12 protein-coding genes and 2 pseudogenes are annotated in these 18,471 nt (G+C 47.7%); 10 read left to right on the top strand and 4 right to left on the bottom strand.

Translation table 11 applies throughout. From position 1 onward, the window contains the following. Positions 1–89 (top strand): annotated as a pseudogene (locus NC996_RS24320) (IS1 family transposase); the annotation flags it as partial. Between the two features lie 27 nt (positions 90–116). On the opposite strand, the pseudogene NC996_RS24315 reads toward NC996_RS24320, so the two are convergent. Beyond that, positions 117–296 (bottom strand): annotated as a pseudogene (locus NC996_RS24315) (IS982 family transposase); the annotation flags it as partial. Between the two features lie 106 nt (positions 297–402). Between NC996_RS24315 and NC996_RS24310 the strand changes: the two are divergent. From NC996_RS24310 to NC996_RS24275, 8 genes are all read left to right on the top strand, one after another. Next, positions 403–3,228: an S-layer family protein gene (locus NC996_RS24310; protein ID WP_190686827.1), complete on the top strand. Its 2,826-nt coding sequence runs from the start codon at positions 403–405 to the stop codon at positions 3,226–3,228. A 142-nt stretch (positions 3,229–3,370) separates the two neighbouring features. After that, positions 3,371–4,156 (top strand): peptidylprolyl isomerase, encoded by a 786-nt coding sequence (locus tag NC996_RS24305; protein WP_190686825.1) that lies wholly within the window; start codon positions 3,371–3,373, stop codon positions 4,154–4,156. A 283-nt stretch (positions 4,157–4,439) separates the two neighbouring features. After that, positions 4,440–7,409 carry a peptidase domain-containing ABC transporter gene (locus NC996_RS24300; RefSeq protein WP_190686821.1) on the top strand — a complete coding sequence of 990 codons (2,970 nt, stop codon included), beginning with the start codon at positions 4,440–4,442 and terminating at the stop codon, positions 7,407–7,409. A gap of 162 nt (positions 7,410–7,571) precedes the next feature. Further along, entirely contained in the window at positions 7,572–9,152 is a 1,581-nt protein-coding gene (locus NC996_RS24295) for an HlyD family efflux transporter periplasmic adaptor subunit (protein ID WP_190686819.1), read from the top strand. A 127-nt stretch (positions 9,153–9,279) separates the two neighbouring features. Next, a complete protein-coding gene (locus NC996_RS24290) occupies positions 9,280–9,948 on the top strand; it encodes a glutathione S-transferase family protein (protein WP_190686816.1) in 669 nt (222 codons plus the stop codon). 215 nt (positions 9,949–10,163) lie between these two features. Further along, complete coding sequence (map, locus tag NC996_RS24285) at positions 10,164–10,991, top strand: type I methionyl aminopeptidase (protein ID WP_190534207.1); 828 nt, start codon at positions 10,164–10,166, stop codon at positions 10,989–10,991. A gap of 178 nt (positions 10,992–11,169) precedes the next feature. Continuing rightward, entirely contained in the window at positions 11,170–11,814 is a 645-nt protein-coding gene (locus NC996_RS24280; protein ID WP_190686813.1) for a Uma2 family endonuclease, read from the top strand. A gap of 90 nt (positions 11,815–11,904) precedes the next feature. Then, on the top strand, positions 11,905–13,308 hold the full coding sequence (locus NC996_RS24275) for an amidase (protein WP_190686810.1): 1,404 nt from the start codon (positions 11,905–11,907) through the stop codon (positions 13,306–13,308). Between the two features lie 99 nt (positions 13,309–13,407). Here NC996_RS24275 and NC996_RS24270 read toward each other — a convergent pair whose 3' ends face one another. The 3 genes from NC996_RS24270 to NC996_RS24260 form a co-directional block, all read right to left on the bottom strand. Continuing rightward, positions 13,408–14,160 (bottom strand): SDR family oxidoreductase, encoded by a 753-nt coding sequence (locus NC996_RS24270; RefSeq protein WP_190686808.1) that lies wholly within the window; start codon positions 14,158–14,160, stop codon positions 13,408–13,410. Positions 14,161–14,271: 111 nt separating this feature from the next. Further along, positions 14,272–14,883 carry a DsbA family oxidoreductase gene (locus tag NC996_RS24265; RefSeq protein WP_190686805.1) on the bottom strand — a complete coding sequence of 204 codons (612 nt, stop codon included), beginning with the start codon at positions 14,881–14,883 and terminating at the stop codon, positions 14,272–14,274. Between the two features lie 424 nt (positions 14,884–15,307). Next, positions 15,308–16,399: an EndoU domain-containing protein gene (locus NC996_RS24260; RefSeq protein WP_242037605.1), complete on the bottom strand. Its 1,092-nt coding sequence runs from the start codon at positions 16,397–16,399 to the stop codon at positions 15,308–15,310. Between the two features lie 255 nt (positions 16,400–16,654). Between NC996_RS24260 and NC996_RS24255 the strand changes: the two genes are divergently transcribed. Then, the gene (locus NC996_RS24255; protein ID WP_190686802.1) at positions 16,655–18,463 is read left to right on the top strand and encodes a tetratricopeptide repeat protein; all 1,809 of its coding nucleotides are present in this window, start codon (positions 16,655–16,657) and stop codon (positions 18,461–18,463) included. The last annotated feature ends 8 nt before the right edge of the window (positions 18,464–18,471 follow it).

The following is an 18,471-nucleotide window of genomic DNA, read 5'->3' as shown; positions in this document are numbered from 1 at the left end:
GTTATTCCAAATCCCAAGAAATGCTGAGACATTCAATCCGCTTGTTACTTCACTACTTGAGATTTGGAGATGTCCCGATTCCTGCTTGATTCCTCCCACTATTCAGCAACGCCCAAAATTGCTTGGTCAGCGTCTATCCCTTGATACTCCGCCACAATCTCCATCGTCAGCACCTCGCTATCGCTCAACGCAGGCGCAAAGCCTTTGGCTCGAATTGGTTGTCCTTGCGTGATTTCAGCCAGTCCATCATCCACACAGCAGAAAACCGCAATGATAAACTCTTCAATAGAAAACATTTGTCTCACCCGAACTAGATAGGTTGTACTTCCAGCTTCGTAGGGTGAGACTTTCTTTGCAAATCCTTAGTTGCACATCGTGTTGATTATTGTTTAGATATCGTGCGTGCAAAATGGCACGCTATTCTGGGAAGCGATCGCCTTTTTCATCCTGACAGACGTCTGGATACGTTTTTACTCAGGCAAATGGTTGAATCCGACCCAGTTACGGGGTTTGTGTATGAAACTGCGTTCTCTGTCATTTTGGCTTTTTGGCAGTCTTTCCGGGTTCTGTCTGGTGACAACCAGCCCCATGCAGGCGCAAATTGTCGAGGATTCAACCCTACCCCAGCCCTCCATCGTTACTCAAAGTGGCAACAGCAGAATAATTACCGGAGGTACGCAAGCTAACTCCAACTTGTTCCACAGCTTTGAGGAATTTTCGATTCCGACTAACGGCAGTGCTTACTTTAACAATGCTGCCAATATTCAAAACATTATCAGCCGCGTCACGGGTTCCTCGGAGTCTAAGATTGACGGCTTGATTCGAGCCAACGGAACCGCCAATCTATTTCTAATTAACCCCAACGGGATTACTTTCGGCTCAAATGCGGCGCTGAAGATTGGCGGATCTTTTTTGGCGAGTACGGCGACTAGCCTCAGCTTGGCGGATGGAACTTCGTTCAGCGCCACGAATCCCCAAACAACACCGCTGCTGACAGTCAGCGTCCCGATTGGTTTGCAATTTGGAAAACCAGCCGCCAGCATTCAAGTGCAGGGGGCTAAGCTGCAAGTGCCGCCTGGGAAAACCTTGGGGCTAGTGGGTGGTAACTTGACGCTCGTGGGAGGAAGATTACAGGCGGCGGGGGGACGGATTGAATTAGGCGGCGTCGCTGGAGCAATCACACCCGCTTCCCCCGTACAAGTTAACCTGACCCCAACGGCCCAAGGCTATGCGCTGGAGTATCCGAATATTCAGAACTTCCAAGACATCCAGTCCCAGCAAACGACGGTAACGACCAGCGGCAATGGGGGAGGCGATATTCGCGTCCAAGGTAGGCGGATCGCGCTTACAGAGGGTTCTCAGATGCTGGCGAATACCTTGGGTTCAGCACCTGGAGGGGCTTTAGCGGTCACTGGCTCGGAGTTGGTGGAAATTAGTGGCAGTTCGCTTAGTGGCGATCGCAGTGGTTTATTTGCCAGGGTTAATTCAAAAACAGCCACCGGATCTGGGGGAAATCTGACCGTTGAAACCGGAAAATTCATTGTCCGGGATGGGGCGCAAGTCTCCACTTCTACTTTCGGTCAAGGGCAGGGCGGGAATTTAACGGTGCGGGCGACCGATTCGGTAGAAGTCAGTGGCAGATCGAGCGATCGCGAAATTGGAAGTGGATTGCGGGCTACAGTCCAAGGGGGAGCTACCGGATCTGGGGGAAATCTAACCGTTGAAACTGGACAATTGATTGTCCAAGATGGAGCCGAAGTAACAACTTCTACTTTTGGGCAAGGGAAAGCCGGAGATTTGACCGTAAAAGCGACCCAAGTGCAAGCGATGGGTTATGGTTTCGACGAAAACAATACGCTCAGGCAAAGCAGTTTGCGTGCCCAAGTAGAACAAAACGCCACCGGAACTGGAGGAAATTTAACCATAGAGAGCGATCGCTTGAGCGTTCAAAATGGGGCACAAGTTGCAGTGACGACGCTTAGCAAGTTTAGCCAAGCCAAGGCAGGCACTTTGACAGTTCGAGCTTCAGACGTGGAACTGGGAGGGGTTGCTATTTCCGAAGACGGTCAATTGCTGACAAATCACCTCGGTTTGCCTTTTCCGAGCGGCTTATTTTCCGGCAGTGGTATCGGTTCCCAGGCAGATGGAGGAGCCTTAAGCGTTGAGACTGAACGATTGCGCGTCCGCGATGGAGCCGTCATCCAGACTTCTACTTTAGGTGCAGGGGATGCGGGAAATTTAACCGTTCAAGCTTCCGAGTTTGTGGAATTAGCGGGTATTGCTAAAGGCAGTCAGTTTCCCAGTAGCTTGCTTGCTGTTTCTGGGGGAATTCCCGGCTTTCCAGGTGTTTTTGACGCCACAGGTCGCGGGGGAAGTCTGAGGGTTAATACTGGCAAGTTGACGATCCGGGATGGGGCATCTGTAGCCGCAAGCAGTTTTAATCCAGCGAACGATGCCAAAGGTGCTGGCAATCTTGAGCTGACTGCTCAAAGCCTGAGTTTAGATAACCAGGCAACGATTACGGCAGCAACTGCATCCGGTAATGGGGGAAATATGGTGCTAGTGCAGGATTTGTTGGTGCTGCGCCACAACAGTAAAATCTCAAGTACCGCAGGCATTGCAGGTGCGGGTGGCAATGGTGGCAACATCACGATTAACAGCTCATTCATCGTCGCCGTCCCTGGGGAAAATAGCGACATTACTGCCAATGCTTTTACTGGCAATGGGGGGAATATTCAAATTACGACTCAAGGCATCTTTGGAATTCAGTTTCGGGAAGACGAAACTCTTCTAAGTGACATCACCGCCAGTTCTGAGTTTGGAGTGAACGGTGTGGTGGAAATCAATACGCCGGATGTTGACCCCAGTCGCGGTGTAGTCGCTTTACCGACGGACTTGGTGGATGCCTCTGGACTGATTGCATCAAGTTGTGGAACCACGGTCGGGCAACAAAAAAGCGAATTGGTCGTTACCGGACGCGGTGGAATTCCACCCAATCCCGGCGAAACCCTCAGCAGCGTCACAGTTTGGAGCGATTTGCGCCTGAGAACTCAGCAAGTCGGGAATCTTCCGAATCCTGCGGTTGTTCCCAGCCATCCGGCTACCGGGCAGACTACCGAGCAGTTGATAGAAGCGCAAGGATGGGTGAAGAATACCTTTGGCGAGGTTGTTCTCACCGCGCGATCGCCCACAGGGGTGCCTCACGCCACTTCCTGCGCTGGCTCCTAGAGAGGCGTACAAGTAAAGTTTTGTAACATATTGCATAATTCCTGATTTTTCGGCTGATACATCCTTAGAGATTTGCAGATTTTGTCAGAGCAATCGCGCTCAAAATATCAGTCGCAAACCAGAAATTCAAAGGGACTCAGGTATGACTACAGCTTTACAAATCGGTAATCGCACCCTCACCGCTGAGGAAATCATTCCCCTACTGGCTAGCTACCAAATGTTTCCTCAATTGCTGCGTGAGAGCATTATTGATAGCGCGATCGCTTCTTTTAACTGTACGCCTGAAGAAATTGCTCATGCCTGCGGGAATTTCTACCAGCAAAATCAACTGACTTCTGAAGCCGAACAGCAAGCTTGGCTAGAGCGCTACGGGATGAGCCAAGAGCATTTAGAAGCCTTGACAACCCGGAAGTTAAGAATTGAAAAATTTAAACAAGCGACTTGGGGTAACAAACTAGAATCTTATTTTCTCAAGCGCAAAGGTCAATTGGATCACGCCATTTATTCGTTGATTCGGACGAAAGATCCAGGCATTGCCCAAGAACTTTATTTCCGCCTTTCCGAACAAGAGCAATCTTTTAGCGAACTGGCGGCTGAGTATTCCCAAGGGCCTGAAGCACAAACGGGTGGAACTATCGGCCCGGTAGAGATTGGGACTCTCCACCCACATCTGGCGAGACTGCTATCGGTTAGTCAAAAGAATCAACTTTGGTCGCCCAGACCTTTAGGTGAATGGATGGTCATTGTGCGCCTAGAAAAGTTAGTTCCCGCCCAATTAAATGAATTCATGCGTCAACGATTGCTGCGAGAACTTTTTGAAACGTGGGTGCAAGAGCAAATCGGGAACCTACCCGAAGCAGACAAAATTTGGCTGGGAGCTGCAACAAATCGTAAAGTTGAACCAAGCGGTCAACTGGCAGCAGCGTAAACGAGCGATCGCTAAGTAGAGATCGCTCTATTTAGGTGTTAAAAACAACTTCAAGAATACGCATTTTTCTTGCATTGAACTATTCTGATAAACTACAGAAGAGTGGTGCTAAACCTGTCAAAATGATTCAAACGGATCTGAGGCATCACTTATTAAAATATTCTGTTTTTTTCAGCAAAAGCATCGGTTTTAACTGTAATAGATTGTAAATATTTGAATAAGGAGGACGGCGTTCTTTCCCATCAAGTTACAGCTTGGATGGAGAGCGTAGCCGCAAAACGGGATGACCCATACGGCAATTAGTATCAAAGAAATTCTCGCTGGTATATCTCCGTTTAATCAACTGCCATCGGTTGTCTTAGAAAGAGTCGCAACAAAATTTCAATTTTTGCGCTACCGCATGGGACAGGCAATGTTTGTGCGAGAAACAATGCCAGCGCAAATTGCCATCATCTATCAAGGGCAAGCCCGCCTTTTAGGTTATGACCCCCGGAGCCAAGCACCTGTCACCCTGAAATTATTAGAACCCGGAGAAATTCTTGGATGGGTAAGCTTAATTCGGGGAACAGCTTGCGAGACAGCGATCGCTTCTACAGAAACCATTTGTTTAATCCTCCCAGCCGCCGATTTTTTAGCTTTATTAAACCAGGAACGCTCATTTGCGGCTGCTTTTGAAAACCGTTGTTCTTTGATTGAAGTCTTCGATCTGATTGGGGAAGAATTGGCGCGTCAAGCTGACGGGACAACCAATCTCAAGGAACTCGCTTTAAAAGCGGTTTCAGACGCAACGATTCTCAACTTACCCCCCGGAAAAACTCCCCTCAGCAAGATAGAGCCTAACTGGGTATGGCTGGTGAGTGGCGGAACCGCCGCTGATTTCCCCGTAGGAAGCCGCTTAATACCGAGTACACCAGGAAATTTACACGTAGAAGGCGCGAGAGGGGTTCGTTTATTAGGCTTGCAGAAGTCAATCCTGTTTCCCTCGGAATCGAAAGACGCGATCGCATTGGCATCGGCGTCCCTTGCCGCTACAACTGACTGGGAAGCGATTCCCTACGCGCCGGAACAACCTCCATCTGGTGAAACGGCGACGACTTATAAACACGAGAAACACCCCTACATCTACGGGAGAGGTCGTTTGGATGCAACATTAGCTTGCTTCCAAATGCTGTCTCAGCACTTGGGGATACCTTTCCGACGGGATGTCATCAAGAGAGTCTTAGTCAATCACCTCAAGCACACCGAGAACTTATCTCTGCAATTTTGCGGTGCGGTGGCTGAGTTAACGGGGTTAAATACGCAATTAATTAAAGTGCCTGCGGCTGCGGTGTGTCGCTTGCAAGCTCCCGCCATGATTAGCTGGCAAGATAGTTTTGCGATTCTTTACAAAATTAGCGATCGCGAGTTAGTGCTGGCGGTGCCAGAAGTTGGCATCTTACGCAAAAAACCCGCCCAATTTATGGAAGCGTGGGGGCCAGAAGGGGAAGTTCTGCTGCTCCGACCCACAAAAGAAGCTTCTAAAGAGCGGTTTAGCCTGCGTTGGTTTTTACCTTCTATCTATCGCTACCGCAAGGTTTTAATAGAAGTTTTAATTGCTTCCATTTTTGTGCAAATCTTTGGTTTAGTAAATCCCCTGATGACTCAGGTGATTATTGACAAAGTTCTTGTACAAAATAGTATCGATACTTTATCTGTTTTAGGCATTTTCTTAGTAGTCGTCGCTGCTGTCGAAGCAGTTCTGACCAGTTTACGCACGCATTTATTTGTTGATACCACCAACCGGATGGACTTGGCTTTAGGTTCAGAGGTCATCAGCCACCTTCTACGCCTGCCCTTGTCCTATTTTGAACGGCGACCTGTTGGGGAACTCGCTACTCGCGTTAATGAGCTAGAAAATATTCGCTCCTTCCTGACTGGAACCGCCTTAACAGTAGTCTTAGATGCCATCTTTTCAGTCATCTACATTGCGGTAATGTTGATTTACAGTGGAGTGCTAACGCTAGTCGCATTGGCAACAGTACCACTGTTTGCTTTGCTAACACTTGGAGTGTCACCGATCATTCGGCAGCAGTCGCGGGTGAAAGCAGAGCGCAACGCCGAAACTCACTCTTATTTAGTGGAAGTTCTGTCAGGAATCCAAACAGTTAAAGCGCAAAATTTAGAATTGCGATCGCGCTGGCAATGGCAAGAGCGTTATGGTCGTTATATCAGTGCTGGATTTAAAACAGTTTCAACCTCTACGACTGCCAGTTCAATTAGCAGTTTCCTAAATAAACTCTCCAGTTTGTTAGTGTTATGGGCGGGAGCTTATTTAGTCCTCAAAGGAGAATTAACATTAGGACAATTAATTGCTTTCCGCATCCTTTCCGGTTATGTAACAAGTCCGTTATTGCGATTAGTACAACTGTGGCAAAACTTTCAAGAAACCGCTTTATCTCTTGAGCGACTGGGCGATGTTCTCGACGCCAATCTCGAAGCAGATGAAACCGATCGCCACAACATTCTCATGCCAGCCATTCAAGGAAGCGTGAAGTTTGAAAATGTTTCTTTCAGCTTCAATCCTAGCGGCGCTCTTCAGCTAAGTAATATTAATCTGGACTTTCCAGCAGGGCTATTTATCGGCATCGTAGGACAAAGTGGATCGGGTAAAAGTACCCTGACAAAACTTTTACCCAGACTCTATGAGCCAAGATCGGGGCGGATTATCATTGATGACTACGATATTAGTAAGGTAGAACTTTATTCCCTGCGGCGTCAGATTGGAATGGTGCTTCAAGATACTCTCTTGTTTGATGGGACGGTGCAGGAAAATATCGCGCTAACCAATCCAGATGCTAGCGATGAGGAAATCATTGAAGCCGCCAAGGTTGCTTTTGCCCACGACTTTATCATGGCTTTGCCGAACGGTTACAACACTCGCGTCGGAGAACGAGGTTCGGCTTTATCCGGGGGACAAAGACAGCGAATTGCGATCGCGCGTACCGTTTTACAAAATCCTCAGTTACTGATTTTAGACGAAGCGACCAGCGCTTTAGACTACAACGCAGAGCGACAAGTGTGTTTAAATCTAGCCTCGACATTCCGCGATCGCACTGTGTTTTTTATTACCCATCGTTTAACTACAATTAGAAATGCCAATCTGATTTTGATGATGGATCAAGGTGCAGTCGTTGAACAGGGAACTCATGACGAATTAATGGCTCTCAGAGGTCGCTACTACTGTCTGTATCAACAACAAGAAGCGCAACTATAGAAAATTGAATGGGAATTGCTAATGGCTAATGGGTAATTAATAAATCCCCCTCTCACCCTCTATTATTCAGTCCGCGAACACAGCGCCGCTTCGCTAACACTCTTCAGTCCTTAGTCCTCAGTCCACAGTCCCCAGTCCTAGCACTCAGCACTATTGTCAGCTATGCTCCAACAAAATGGAAAACAGTCTAACGAACACCTATCTTTAGTACCCCAAGCAGTCCCAAGTCCTAGCCTTAATACAGTTCCAAGTCCTAATCCTAATAAGGAAGTAACGCCACCCGCCTCTACCTCAAACAACTTCGATCAAGCTGTTATTCTTCAACAATCCCCGACTTGGTCTCGCGCGATCGTTTGGGGAATCATGGGAATGACAACTTTTGTGATAGTTTGGGCTTCTGTCTTCCAAATTGAAGAAGCCATTCCTGCGACTGGCAAACTGGAACCGCAAGGTGCTGTTAAGGAAGTTCAAGCTCCAATAGCAGGGGTCGTGAAAGAAATTTATGTCAAAGATGGACAACGAGTAAAAAAAGGGGATAAGCTGCTGAGTTTAGACTCAGAAACCGCTCAGGCTCAGTTAACTTCCCTGAATAAAATTCAGACAGCATTAAAGCAAGAAAATCAGTTTTATCGATCGCAAATAAAAGGTGCAGGTTTCCCCGCTGCAATAGATGGAGAGACTGCTCAACTAAAACTACCATTAGAGTTAGTCTCTCTGACTAAAGTGCGCTCCTCTTTAGCCTCAGAAAATCAACTGTATCGCGCTCAACTAAGAGGTTCTGCCAAAGGAACAAGTCTTAGCTTAGATCAACAGCAACGTTTTCAATCGAGTATAGCAGAACTAAATTCTCGCGTTGCGACTGCTAGGTTGGAAGCTGAGCAATTGGAAAAACAGCTAAGTCAAACTCAGGTAGAGATAGCGAGTTCCAAAGACTTATTAGAGGTGAATCAGGGAATTCTCGACGATATAGAACCGATCATGAAGCAAGGAGCAGTTTCCCGCGTGCAATACCTGAAGCAGAAGCAGGATGTACGCACACGCCAAGCTGAGGTGGATCAACTGACTCAGGAACAGAAGCGGTTACAGCTAGCGATCGCGCAAGCGAATGAAAAGCTGCAAAATACCATCGCTTTGACGAAACAAGATTTGCAAACCAAAATTGCTGAGAATGAAAAACGTTTGGCAGAAATTGACGATCAGCTTAACAAGGCAATTGTAGAAAATAACAAACGCCTTGCAGAAATCGACAGCCAAATGAGCCAAGCAGAACAAAATTTAAAATACCAAGAAATCAAAGCTCCGGTAGATGGAACTATCTTTGAGCTAAAACCTCATGGGCCAGGTTTTGTTACCAATTCTACCGAACCCGTTTTAAAAATTGTTCCAAGTGACAGTCTAGTTGCTAAAGTTTTTATCACCAATAAAGATATTGGCTTTGTGAAAGAAGGGATGGAAGCAGATATCAGAATTGACTCTTTTCCATTTCGGGAATTTGGCGATACGAAAGGTCGTTTAACCTGGATTGGATCGGATGCTCTACCACCCGAACAAATTCGCCCGTATTATACGTTTCCTGCCAAAGTTAGCTTAGATAATCAGTCTCTTTTAATTAAAGGTCGAGAAGTCCCGCTGCAATCAGGGATGTCGGTAAGTGTCAACCTGAAGGTACGTAAACGCACAATCATGAGCATTTTCACTGATTTATTTATGGATAAAGTTGAAGGCTTAAAGACGGTTCGCTAGGGTTTCTTAGCAGAAAGATGGAATAGGGAGAGGGAAGTTTGGAAAAAGTTGCATAGGACGCGATCGCGCTCGTTGCCAGACCAGGGAGCGGAGTATCCTGGGAAATAAGTTCTGGAGAGGTATCCTCATGCTGAAGCTTTATCACACTCCCCTTTCCGCTAACTCAAGGCGCGTATGGGTGGCGCTACTGGAGAAAGAAATTCCCTTTGAGCTGGTATCGCTGAATATGGATGGCGATCAATTTCACCCAGAATTTCTAGCGATGAATCCCTTCCACCACATTCCAGTTTTAGTGGATGATGGCTTTAACGTTATAGAATCCTTAGCCATCCTTGACTATCTAGAGGCAAAATATCCCACGCCTGCCTTACTACCTACGGATGCCAAGGCGCTAGCAACCGTGCGGATGGTGGAAATGGTGACTGTCAACGAACTGTTGCCTGCCATAAACCCATTCGCCAATCAAATGATGGGCTTGGATACAGACGCGCAGCAGTTGGAGCAGTCAAAGCAGAAAATTCTGACAGTGCTGAACTTTTTTGAGAGTCTACTGGGCGACGATCGATACTTTGCCGGTAGCGCTAGTCTCACCCTCGCTGAGATTGTCGCCGGAACGATGGTGCCGTTGTTGCCTATGCTAGGCGTATCGCTGGATAACCATCCCAAACTGAGTGCCTGGTGTGAGAACTTGACGCAGCGTGCTGCATGGCAAAAAACCCAGCCCACTCAGGAGGCAATTGAAGCCTTTAAGCCTCGATTCAAAGAGTTGATGGCAGCACGGCAGAACCAGTCTTAATACCAGTTGGTAGCTGTAATCGTGAACCGATTTAGATGCGAGAACAACCGTGGAGCCTCCCGCCCTAGGAATGGTTTCAACAAAGTTAACTTAAGATAATAAATACCTGACAAATTAACAGGGAGAGTGCTTCCTCAATCGTCAATCACCCCAGAAGCAGGCGGGAGGAGCGATCGCTTTACCCTGTTGACATCCCACCACTCGCCATCTGTCAAATGAACATCCTGAACAATCTGCTTTTCCAACCCCCTCAACCTCCCCGCGAGAAAAAACAACGTCGTGGCGTTGAAATTAAGTCACAGCGTGAAATTGAAATCATGCGACAGGCGGCGAAGATTGTGGCAACCGTGCTGAAAGAAATTCAAGAGATGGTGCAGCCCGGTATGACAACGGCGGATTTAGACGCTTATGCCGAAAAGCGCATCCGCGAAATGGGGGCAACACCCAGTTTTAAGGGATATCACGGCTTCCCTGCTTCCATTTGCTCCAGCATCAACAACGAAGTCGTACATGGCATTCCCAACGCCAAAAAAGTGATTCGGACTGGCGATGTCTTGAAAGTTGATACAGGTGCTTATTTCCAGGGCTATCACGGTGATTCCTGCATCACTATCGCCGTTGGTGAAGTGACACCAGAAGCGGCTAAGTTAATCCGCGTAGCAGAAGAAGCACTCTTTAAAGGAATTGAACAAGTTAAAGCTGGAGCCTACCTGCTCGACCTTGCTGGTGCCATTCAAGACCATGTGCTAAGCAATGGTTTTAGTATTGTGGAAGACTTCACCGGACACGGTGTTGGGCGGAATTTGCACGAAGAACCGTCTGTTTTTAATTTCCGCACCCGCGAGATGCCAAATGTCAAGCTTCGGGCTGGAATGACTTTGGCAATTGAGCCGATTTTAAATGCTGGTTCAAAGTTTACCCGCATCTTATCCGACAAGTGGACGGCAGTGACGGTGGATAATGCCCTGTCAGCTCAGTTTGAGCATACCGTACTGGTGACGGAAGATGGATATGAGATTTTGACCGACCGCTCGAAAGTTTAACGCATCGTTACATTGATTGACCCGCAGCATAAAATGCTGGGACTATACAAACAAAGCTCGCCTATGCGGGCTTTGTTTATTTTTATAGAATAAGTTGATAAAGCGATCGCATCTTGATACAAATTCTATTCTCATCTCTAAAATTTGAAATTTAAAATAGCTATGAGCAGGTGGCAATATGTACCAAACAGCGCAAGAATTAGAAGCACAAATGCCAGATGCTACAAAACTTTTGAGCGATGAACCAGAAATGGAAAGTTCTTTGCACTACAAGCAACTAGCTTTATTGGTGAGTTGCTTAGAATGGTTTTGGCGCAAGCGGAATGATTTTTTTATTGGCGCTAATCTGACAGTTTATTTTAGTCGGCAACAACTGCGAAATCGAGACTTTAGAGGACCAGACTTTTTCCTAGTGAAAAACACGGAAAAAAAAGAGCGTCTCTCTTGGGTAGTGTGGGAAGAAGAAGGCAAATATCCCGATTTAATTATCGAATTACTGTCCAATACGACTGCTAGTATTGACCGAAATCTCAAAAAAGAGTTGTATCAAAACCGCTTTCGCACGCCAGAGTACTTTTGGTTCGATCCCGAAAGTTTAGAGTTTGCGGGTTTCCGGTTGGTAGGAGAACAATATCAAGCGATCGCGCCCAACCCTCAAGGCTGGCTGTGGAGTGAGGTTCTAGATTTGTATTTGGGTATAGAAGCCGGAAAATTGCGCTACTTTATCCCAGAAGGTTCTCTAGTTCTTACCCCAGAAGAGGCAGCAGAACGACTAGCAGAACAACTGCGATCGCTTGGTGTCGAGCCGGATACTTTAGGTTAGAGCGATCGCGTGAAACAATGGCAAGCTAGGATTTTATTGCCTAGACGCGCTTAGGCGTTCAAGATCAAGTAGCGATCGCCCAAAGTTCCCATGAATCAAACAGATTTAGCTTTTACCCCAGCGATAGAACAGGCGCGGCTCATCCGCAGCAAACAAGTATCACCGCTAGAGTTGGTGGAACTTTACCTGGAACGTATTCAGAGACTGGATTCCCAACTGGGGAGTTATTTTACCGTCATGGCAGATATGGCGCTTGCCGATGCCAAGGCGAAAACGGAAGCATTGGCAGGCAACACAGAAGAATTTCCGCCCTTTTTTGGGGTACCCATTTCGATTAAAGACCTCAACCCGGTTGCCGGTGTTCGCTGTACCTACGGAACAGCGGCGCTGATGGACAAAATTGCCGCTTATGATGATGCGGTGGTGACGCGGATTAAGCTGGCGGGGTTTACGATTCTCGGTAAGACGGCGACTTCTGAACTAGGTTCTTTCCCTTATACAGAACCTCCGGCGTTTCCACCCGCCCGGAATCCGTGGAATCTCGACTATACACCAGGGGGATCGAGTGGGGGCGCTGCGGCGGCTACGGCGGCGGGGTTGTGCGCGATCGCTCAAGGTTCTGATGGCGGCGGTTCGGTGCGCGGTCCCGCTGCTTGTTGTGGTTTAGTCGGCATTAAACCCTCCAGGGGTCGGGTGTCTTATGCACCTGTGGGCGATCATCTAAATGGCATTGCAACCAATGGCTGCTTGGCGCGTAACGTTGCCGATGCTGCCGCCCTTCTGGATGTCATGTCTGGTTATGTCGCGGGCGATCCCTACTGGTTGCCCGACCCAGGAACGACTTTTCTTGCCGCAACTGCCCAAAAATTGGGGTCTTTGCGGATTGCTTTTTCTACAACAATTCCCCCGATAGGCGAAGCCGATTCGGCATCTGGGCAAGCCGTCCAAAAAACTGTGCAATTGCTAGAAGAAATGGGTCATACCGTTGAACCCGGTTGTCCAGACTTTACCGATTTGATCAAACCTTTTTCCAAAGTTTGGCAAGCTGGTGTGGCGGCGACGGGGATTCCCGGCGACTACTTGGAACCGATGAATCGCTGGATGCTAGAGAAATCCGGTTCTGCGGGTGAATATCTGCAAGCGGTTGCTCAGATGCAAATTATGGCGCGGCGCATTGTTGCCTTTTTTGACAACTATGACGTTTTGGTAGTGCCCATTTATATGCATCAGCCAATTCGGGTTGGGGAGTGGGCGCACCTGAATCCGGAGGAAAGATTGCAGAAAATCATTCAGTGGATCGCTCCGTGTCCCCCATTCAATGCCACCGGACAGCCTGCAATCGCACTTCCGACTGGTTTTGACGCCAACGGGTTGCCAATCGGCGTGCAGTTGGTGGGACGCCCCGCTGACGAAACCACGTTGATTGCCCTCGCCGCACAACTAGAAGCTGCAAAACTTTGGAGCGATCGCCGTCCTGACTTTGCCGCGCAATAAAAGCGATATCTGTTTCTCGTTCCCCGGCTCAGCTGGGGAACGAGGCTAATTAGCCCCAAGACAGTTTATGGTCTGGGATTATCCTGCTGGTTAAATTCGTTAGAGTTCCTGAATACGCGGACGAATCAACAACTCACCGATATTGACGTGTTCAGGTTGGCTCACCACGTAAAGAATCGCGTTTGCAATATCTTCCGCTTGCAGAATATCCGCACCCGGAGCATAAAAACCGCCTTGCCCGGTCACAGCTTCTTTCGTTGCCTCGTGCTTAATTGAATCAGCAAGTTCAGTCGCCACTGCCCCTGGTTCAATGTCTGTCACCCGCACGCCATATTCAATTGCCTCTCGGCGCAAACTATCGGAGATGGCGCGCACCGCAAATTTGGTTCCGCAATAGACAGCCCCCCCTTTAAAGGCAAAGCGTCCAGCCACCGATCCAAGATTCACAATATGACCGTGCTTGCGCTTAGCCATGCCGGGAAGGACAGCATGAATGGTGTAGAGGAGTCCCTTCAGGTTCACATCAATCATCCGCTCCCACTCATCCACGCGCCCTTCCAGCATCGGTGCCAGAGGCATTAAACCAGCGTTATTGATCAGGATGTCCACGCCACCCATTGTTTCCAGTTCCTCCCCAAGCTGTGCCACAGCTTCTCGATTCGTTACGTCCAAGGGTTTGATCATCGCCTGACCGCCTGCACGATCAATTTCTTGGGAAAGCTGTTCGAGTTGCTCTGTGCGGCGTGCCGACAAAACGACTTTCGCTCCGTTCTGAGCCAATATTTTGGCGGTCGCTGCGCCGATGCCGCTACTAGCACCAGTAATCCAAGCTCGTCCTGAAAGGATTGCCATATTTTATCTCCTGTAATGATTAGAGTCGTACTTTACCCATCCCGATGGGGATGAATTTGTCGGTTAGGGAATTCAGGCCAATGGTTAGAAAAATGGGCAGTTAGGCGATCGCTATTTTTGACTAAGATTGCCCTCTAATGCCCGATTAATCGCCCGTTCCAAGCTTTCTTGACTTAACAAACCCGGCAAAATGCGATCGCCAATCATAAATGTCGGGACTGAGGTAATACCGATTTCTTTGCGAGTCTGTTCTAATGCTTGCTGATGAGCAGTTTTATACCTTCGGGTTTCCAAGGATTCTCTAAACTCTTTTTCATCCAGCCCAATTTCTCCCGCTAACTGCGTCAAAATCTCGATATTGCCAATATCCCGATCTTCTTGAAAAAACGCTCGGAGAAGACGGTCATTGTATTCGTTAGCTTTACCATGTTCTCTAGCGTACTGATAACCCTCGAACGCTAGATGTGTATGTGGTTGTGGCGAGATAGTTGGTAGCTTGATCTCAACACCCATTTTTCTTGCTAGCGGATAGACTGACTGCTTCCACACCGTTTGAAGATAATCGTCTTCCGGTTTCAGCGTCGCCTGTGGTGATGGTCGAAGCTCAAAGGGTAGCCACTCAACTTCAACGTCCTTTCCCTGAATGGCTGCTTCTAGGGGGAATTCGGCTAGAAAACAGTATGGACAAACGTAGTCGGAGAAAACTTTTATTTTCAGAGTCATGGCATATTCCTCTCAACAAACGATGACGCAGGGGGATTAACTGCCAATCGTGGTGGTTCAAGCGCTAAAAGAGCGATCGCGCCTTGACTTTCGAGGTACTGGACAAGTATCAATAATTGCTAGGTGCTAGATGGAAACGAACAGAATCAGGGTTAGCAATGTCTGCCCCTTCCACTCAAGTCCAAGCAATCAATTCGTTTTTCCAAGCTTCAATAATGTCTGCATTCCATTCACTATCCTCCTCAAATCCTACTGGTGCTATTTCCGCCCACCTTCCCTCTGAGGTATCAGTTGCAGAATATTGATGCTCCCCCTAAATCCCTCCGAGAAGTTGGGGGATTTAGGGGGAGCAAAACCGGACAAATAGGTTCTAGAAGACGTGTGTATAAGGTACGAGCAACGGGGCGGGGATGGGGTTATTCAATTAACTTCTGCAAGCTTTTCCCCCAGGAGTCGCATCCGGATAAAACGTAACGATCGCATCTTGACTCTTGACAAAAACCGCCTTATAAGATTTATTCGTATCCTTATCCTGCACGGTTAAAATGCAAGCTCCCTGAGCATTTCCCTGTGCTTTCAATGCTTTTGTTGCATCTAATAACATTTCTTTGGCATCGCTAACAAGAGCATAGCCTTTGATATCATCCTTCCAAGTTTGACCATTATTTTTAATGAATACTCCTAGCGTATAAACTAACCCTGGAACCACTTCTTCTTTGTTCAAATTATTCGCAAGCCGTCCGCCAATTCCTTGCTCTTGCAGTTCCCGGTATCTGCCAAAAAAGTGCAGTCCGCCAATTTTCGTTGCCCCTTCTAGTTCACCACAAAATATATGTTCAAAGCCGCCTCTCTCAGACCAAGCAGCCGTTAAATCGTCGAGAAATTCTGCTTCTGTACTGCGGACGGCACGCAGTTCCCCACCCACTGCTTGTTGAATTTCACGCAGTACATCTCGATTTTCTGACATCAATTCTTTGAAAGCACTTGGCGTCACTTTGGTGCCAATCGCTCCACAGGTTCTCAACACTGCTTGGTCAAAAGCATTGAGTTGGGGTAATGGCGGTGTGATGTCTGCTTTTTGCCCGCGTGGAAAGCCATGAAGCTCTGGATTATTAACATTATCAAAAAAGGGTAGTGCCGATGTCGATGCCTGCGTTACGGTGCCGGAGTTCGGTTCAGGACTCGCATCTGTTGCGGGGGAAAAATTACCACAATCAGCACTAACCCAGCGACGTTCTGGCTTAGCACCAGGGACTGCAAGCTGAATAAACTTTCGTTTCGGAGAATTGAAGCCAATTGCTTGATAACGCTGACCGTTTGAGACTTGGATATTACCCGGATTTATCCCGTTAATTGCTCGTGGTGCTGCACAAGTGCGTGTAGCCGTGAAGGTTCCAGAAGGCGGGACTTGAGCGTAAGCAGCATCGATTGATAGTAGCGGAATGATTCCAAGCAAGAAAATGGCAATTTTGAGCATTGGGCTTGCGCCTAAACTAATTAAAAAATTACGTTGCATAATTGTTAAGGCAAGAATCCGTAGGATTACGTTAATAGATGAGGGCGTTGACAGAGTATATTCAAGCGTTTTTTATAAAAATCCGGACATTTATTACCAGCTCCCGAAAGGATAAGATAATCATACTTTTCTAATTTTTTTAAACCTGGCAAGAGTTTATTTTACTTTACAGATAAAGTGTTAAATATTAATTTTGGCAAGGGAATAAATGGTCGCGCTTATGCTATTCTTGAAGTCTAAAATTCAGCTCTCGCTATGGCAGACTACGGCAATTTAAAGAAGGCGATCGCATTGCTAGGGCAATCCCGCAGAGAGAAAAAGGCGAACCAAAGATTTTTTACTTTTAGTTTATTTCTGTTAAGTTTTTATTGTGTAAGTGTTAGTTTTTACTGCTCCAAGATACTGGCGCAGCCAGCGCCGCAGCCACCCCTGGAGTTGAAGGACATTGATTACTGGGGGAGTTTGTGTGACTTATTGGGGGACGAGAAGAAATATGCAGAAGCCGTCGCGGCTTGCGACCAAGCGATCGCTCTCGATCCCAAAAAGCCGAAAATCTGGACTGACCGAGTGGATGGGCTGCTAGGACAGGGAAAATACACCGAAGCCCTGGTTTCTGCTGATAAAGCGATCCGCCTCAAACCCAATTACTCTCTGGCTTTGGCGGATCGATGCATCGCCCTCGCTAACTTAGGCAAATATGAAGACGCGATCGCGTCTTGCGACAAAGCACTCAGAGGCGATGGAAATTGGGAGAACAATACGCCGCTGATCGCTTGGTACAACAAAGGATTAGCACAAAGGAAGCTGGGACAGAACGCCGAAGCGATCGCTTCTTTTGACCAAGCCTTAGAAATTAAATCGGATTATTCCTTAGCTTTAGCGGATCGATGCGCCGCACTTTCTGCGTCTGGGCAATATTCACAAGCGATCGCGGCTTGCGATTTGGCGCTGAAAAGTGATGCTGATTGGGGCGCTGGGACTCCAGCCATCGCCTGGTACAACCGAGGTGTGGCGCTGAAAAAATTAAGTCAGTACCAAGAAGCGATCGCTTCTTACGATCAAGCTTTGGCGCTGAATCCCACAGACGCCACCGCTTGGACTGAACATGGCGTTTTGCTGTCACTGGTGGGTAAGTACGCCCAAGCACTCCCCTCTCAGGAAATGGCGGTGAAATTGAGTCCCACGTACTCTGTAGCGCTGGCGAACCAGTGCGCGACGCTAAACAAAGTCAGCAAGTACGAAGACGCCGCCGCCGCCTGCGATAAAGCATTGCAAGGAGATGGAAGATGGGGTGAGGCGAGTCCATCATTAGCCTGGGATCAGCGGGGAAATGCTTTAGCTGGACAAGGCAAGTACGAAGAAGCATTAGCCTCTCACGATCGCGCCATCGGTCTTAACCCTGATTACCCAGAAGCTTGGAACAACCGCAGCGTTACTCTGTGGTTTTTGGGAAGATACTCCGAAGCCATTGTTTCGAGCGATCGCGCTACCACCCTCAATCCTAACTATGCTCAAGCTTGGTTTAACAAAGGCAGGATACTCAGGACAGTAAAAGACTATCCCAAGGCACTCGCCGCTTACGATCAAGCGATTAAGGATAGCGATCCGAACTTCAATCAATCCCTGCTTGCCAATATCTGGGCGAACCGAACTGTGGTGTTATGGCATTTGGGAAGATACCCCGAAGCCCTCGCCTCTAGCGATCGCGCGATTAGCCTCAATCCTGAATTATCACAAGCTTGGTATAACCGAGGCGTCGTGTTAGTCGCTTTAGAACGGTATGAAGAAGCGATCGCCGCTTACGCCCAGGCAATTCGCATTACGCCCAATGATGCGAATAGTCTTGCCGGTCGAGGCGTCGCCCTGTTGCTGTTAGATCGGTTAGAAGAAGCGATCGCTGTCTTTGATGAAGTTTTGAAACTCGATCCAAAAAACACTTTAGCGCTGGAAAACAAAACCCTCGCAACCCAAAAATTGGAAGAAAAGAAGTTAGAAGAACAAAAATTGGAAGAGAAAAAGAAAAATAGTCTCCCGCCACCTAAAAAATTACCGATTAAGAAGTAATAAAAAAG

It is taken from the genome of Trichocoleus sp. ST-U2 (assembly GCF_039961875.1).
GTDB lineage: Bacteria > Cyanobacteriota > Cyanobacteriia > Cyanobacteriales > FACHB-T130 > FACHB-T130.
This window is presented reverse-complemented; position numbering and strand designations above follow the sequence as displayed.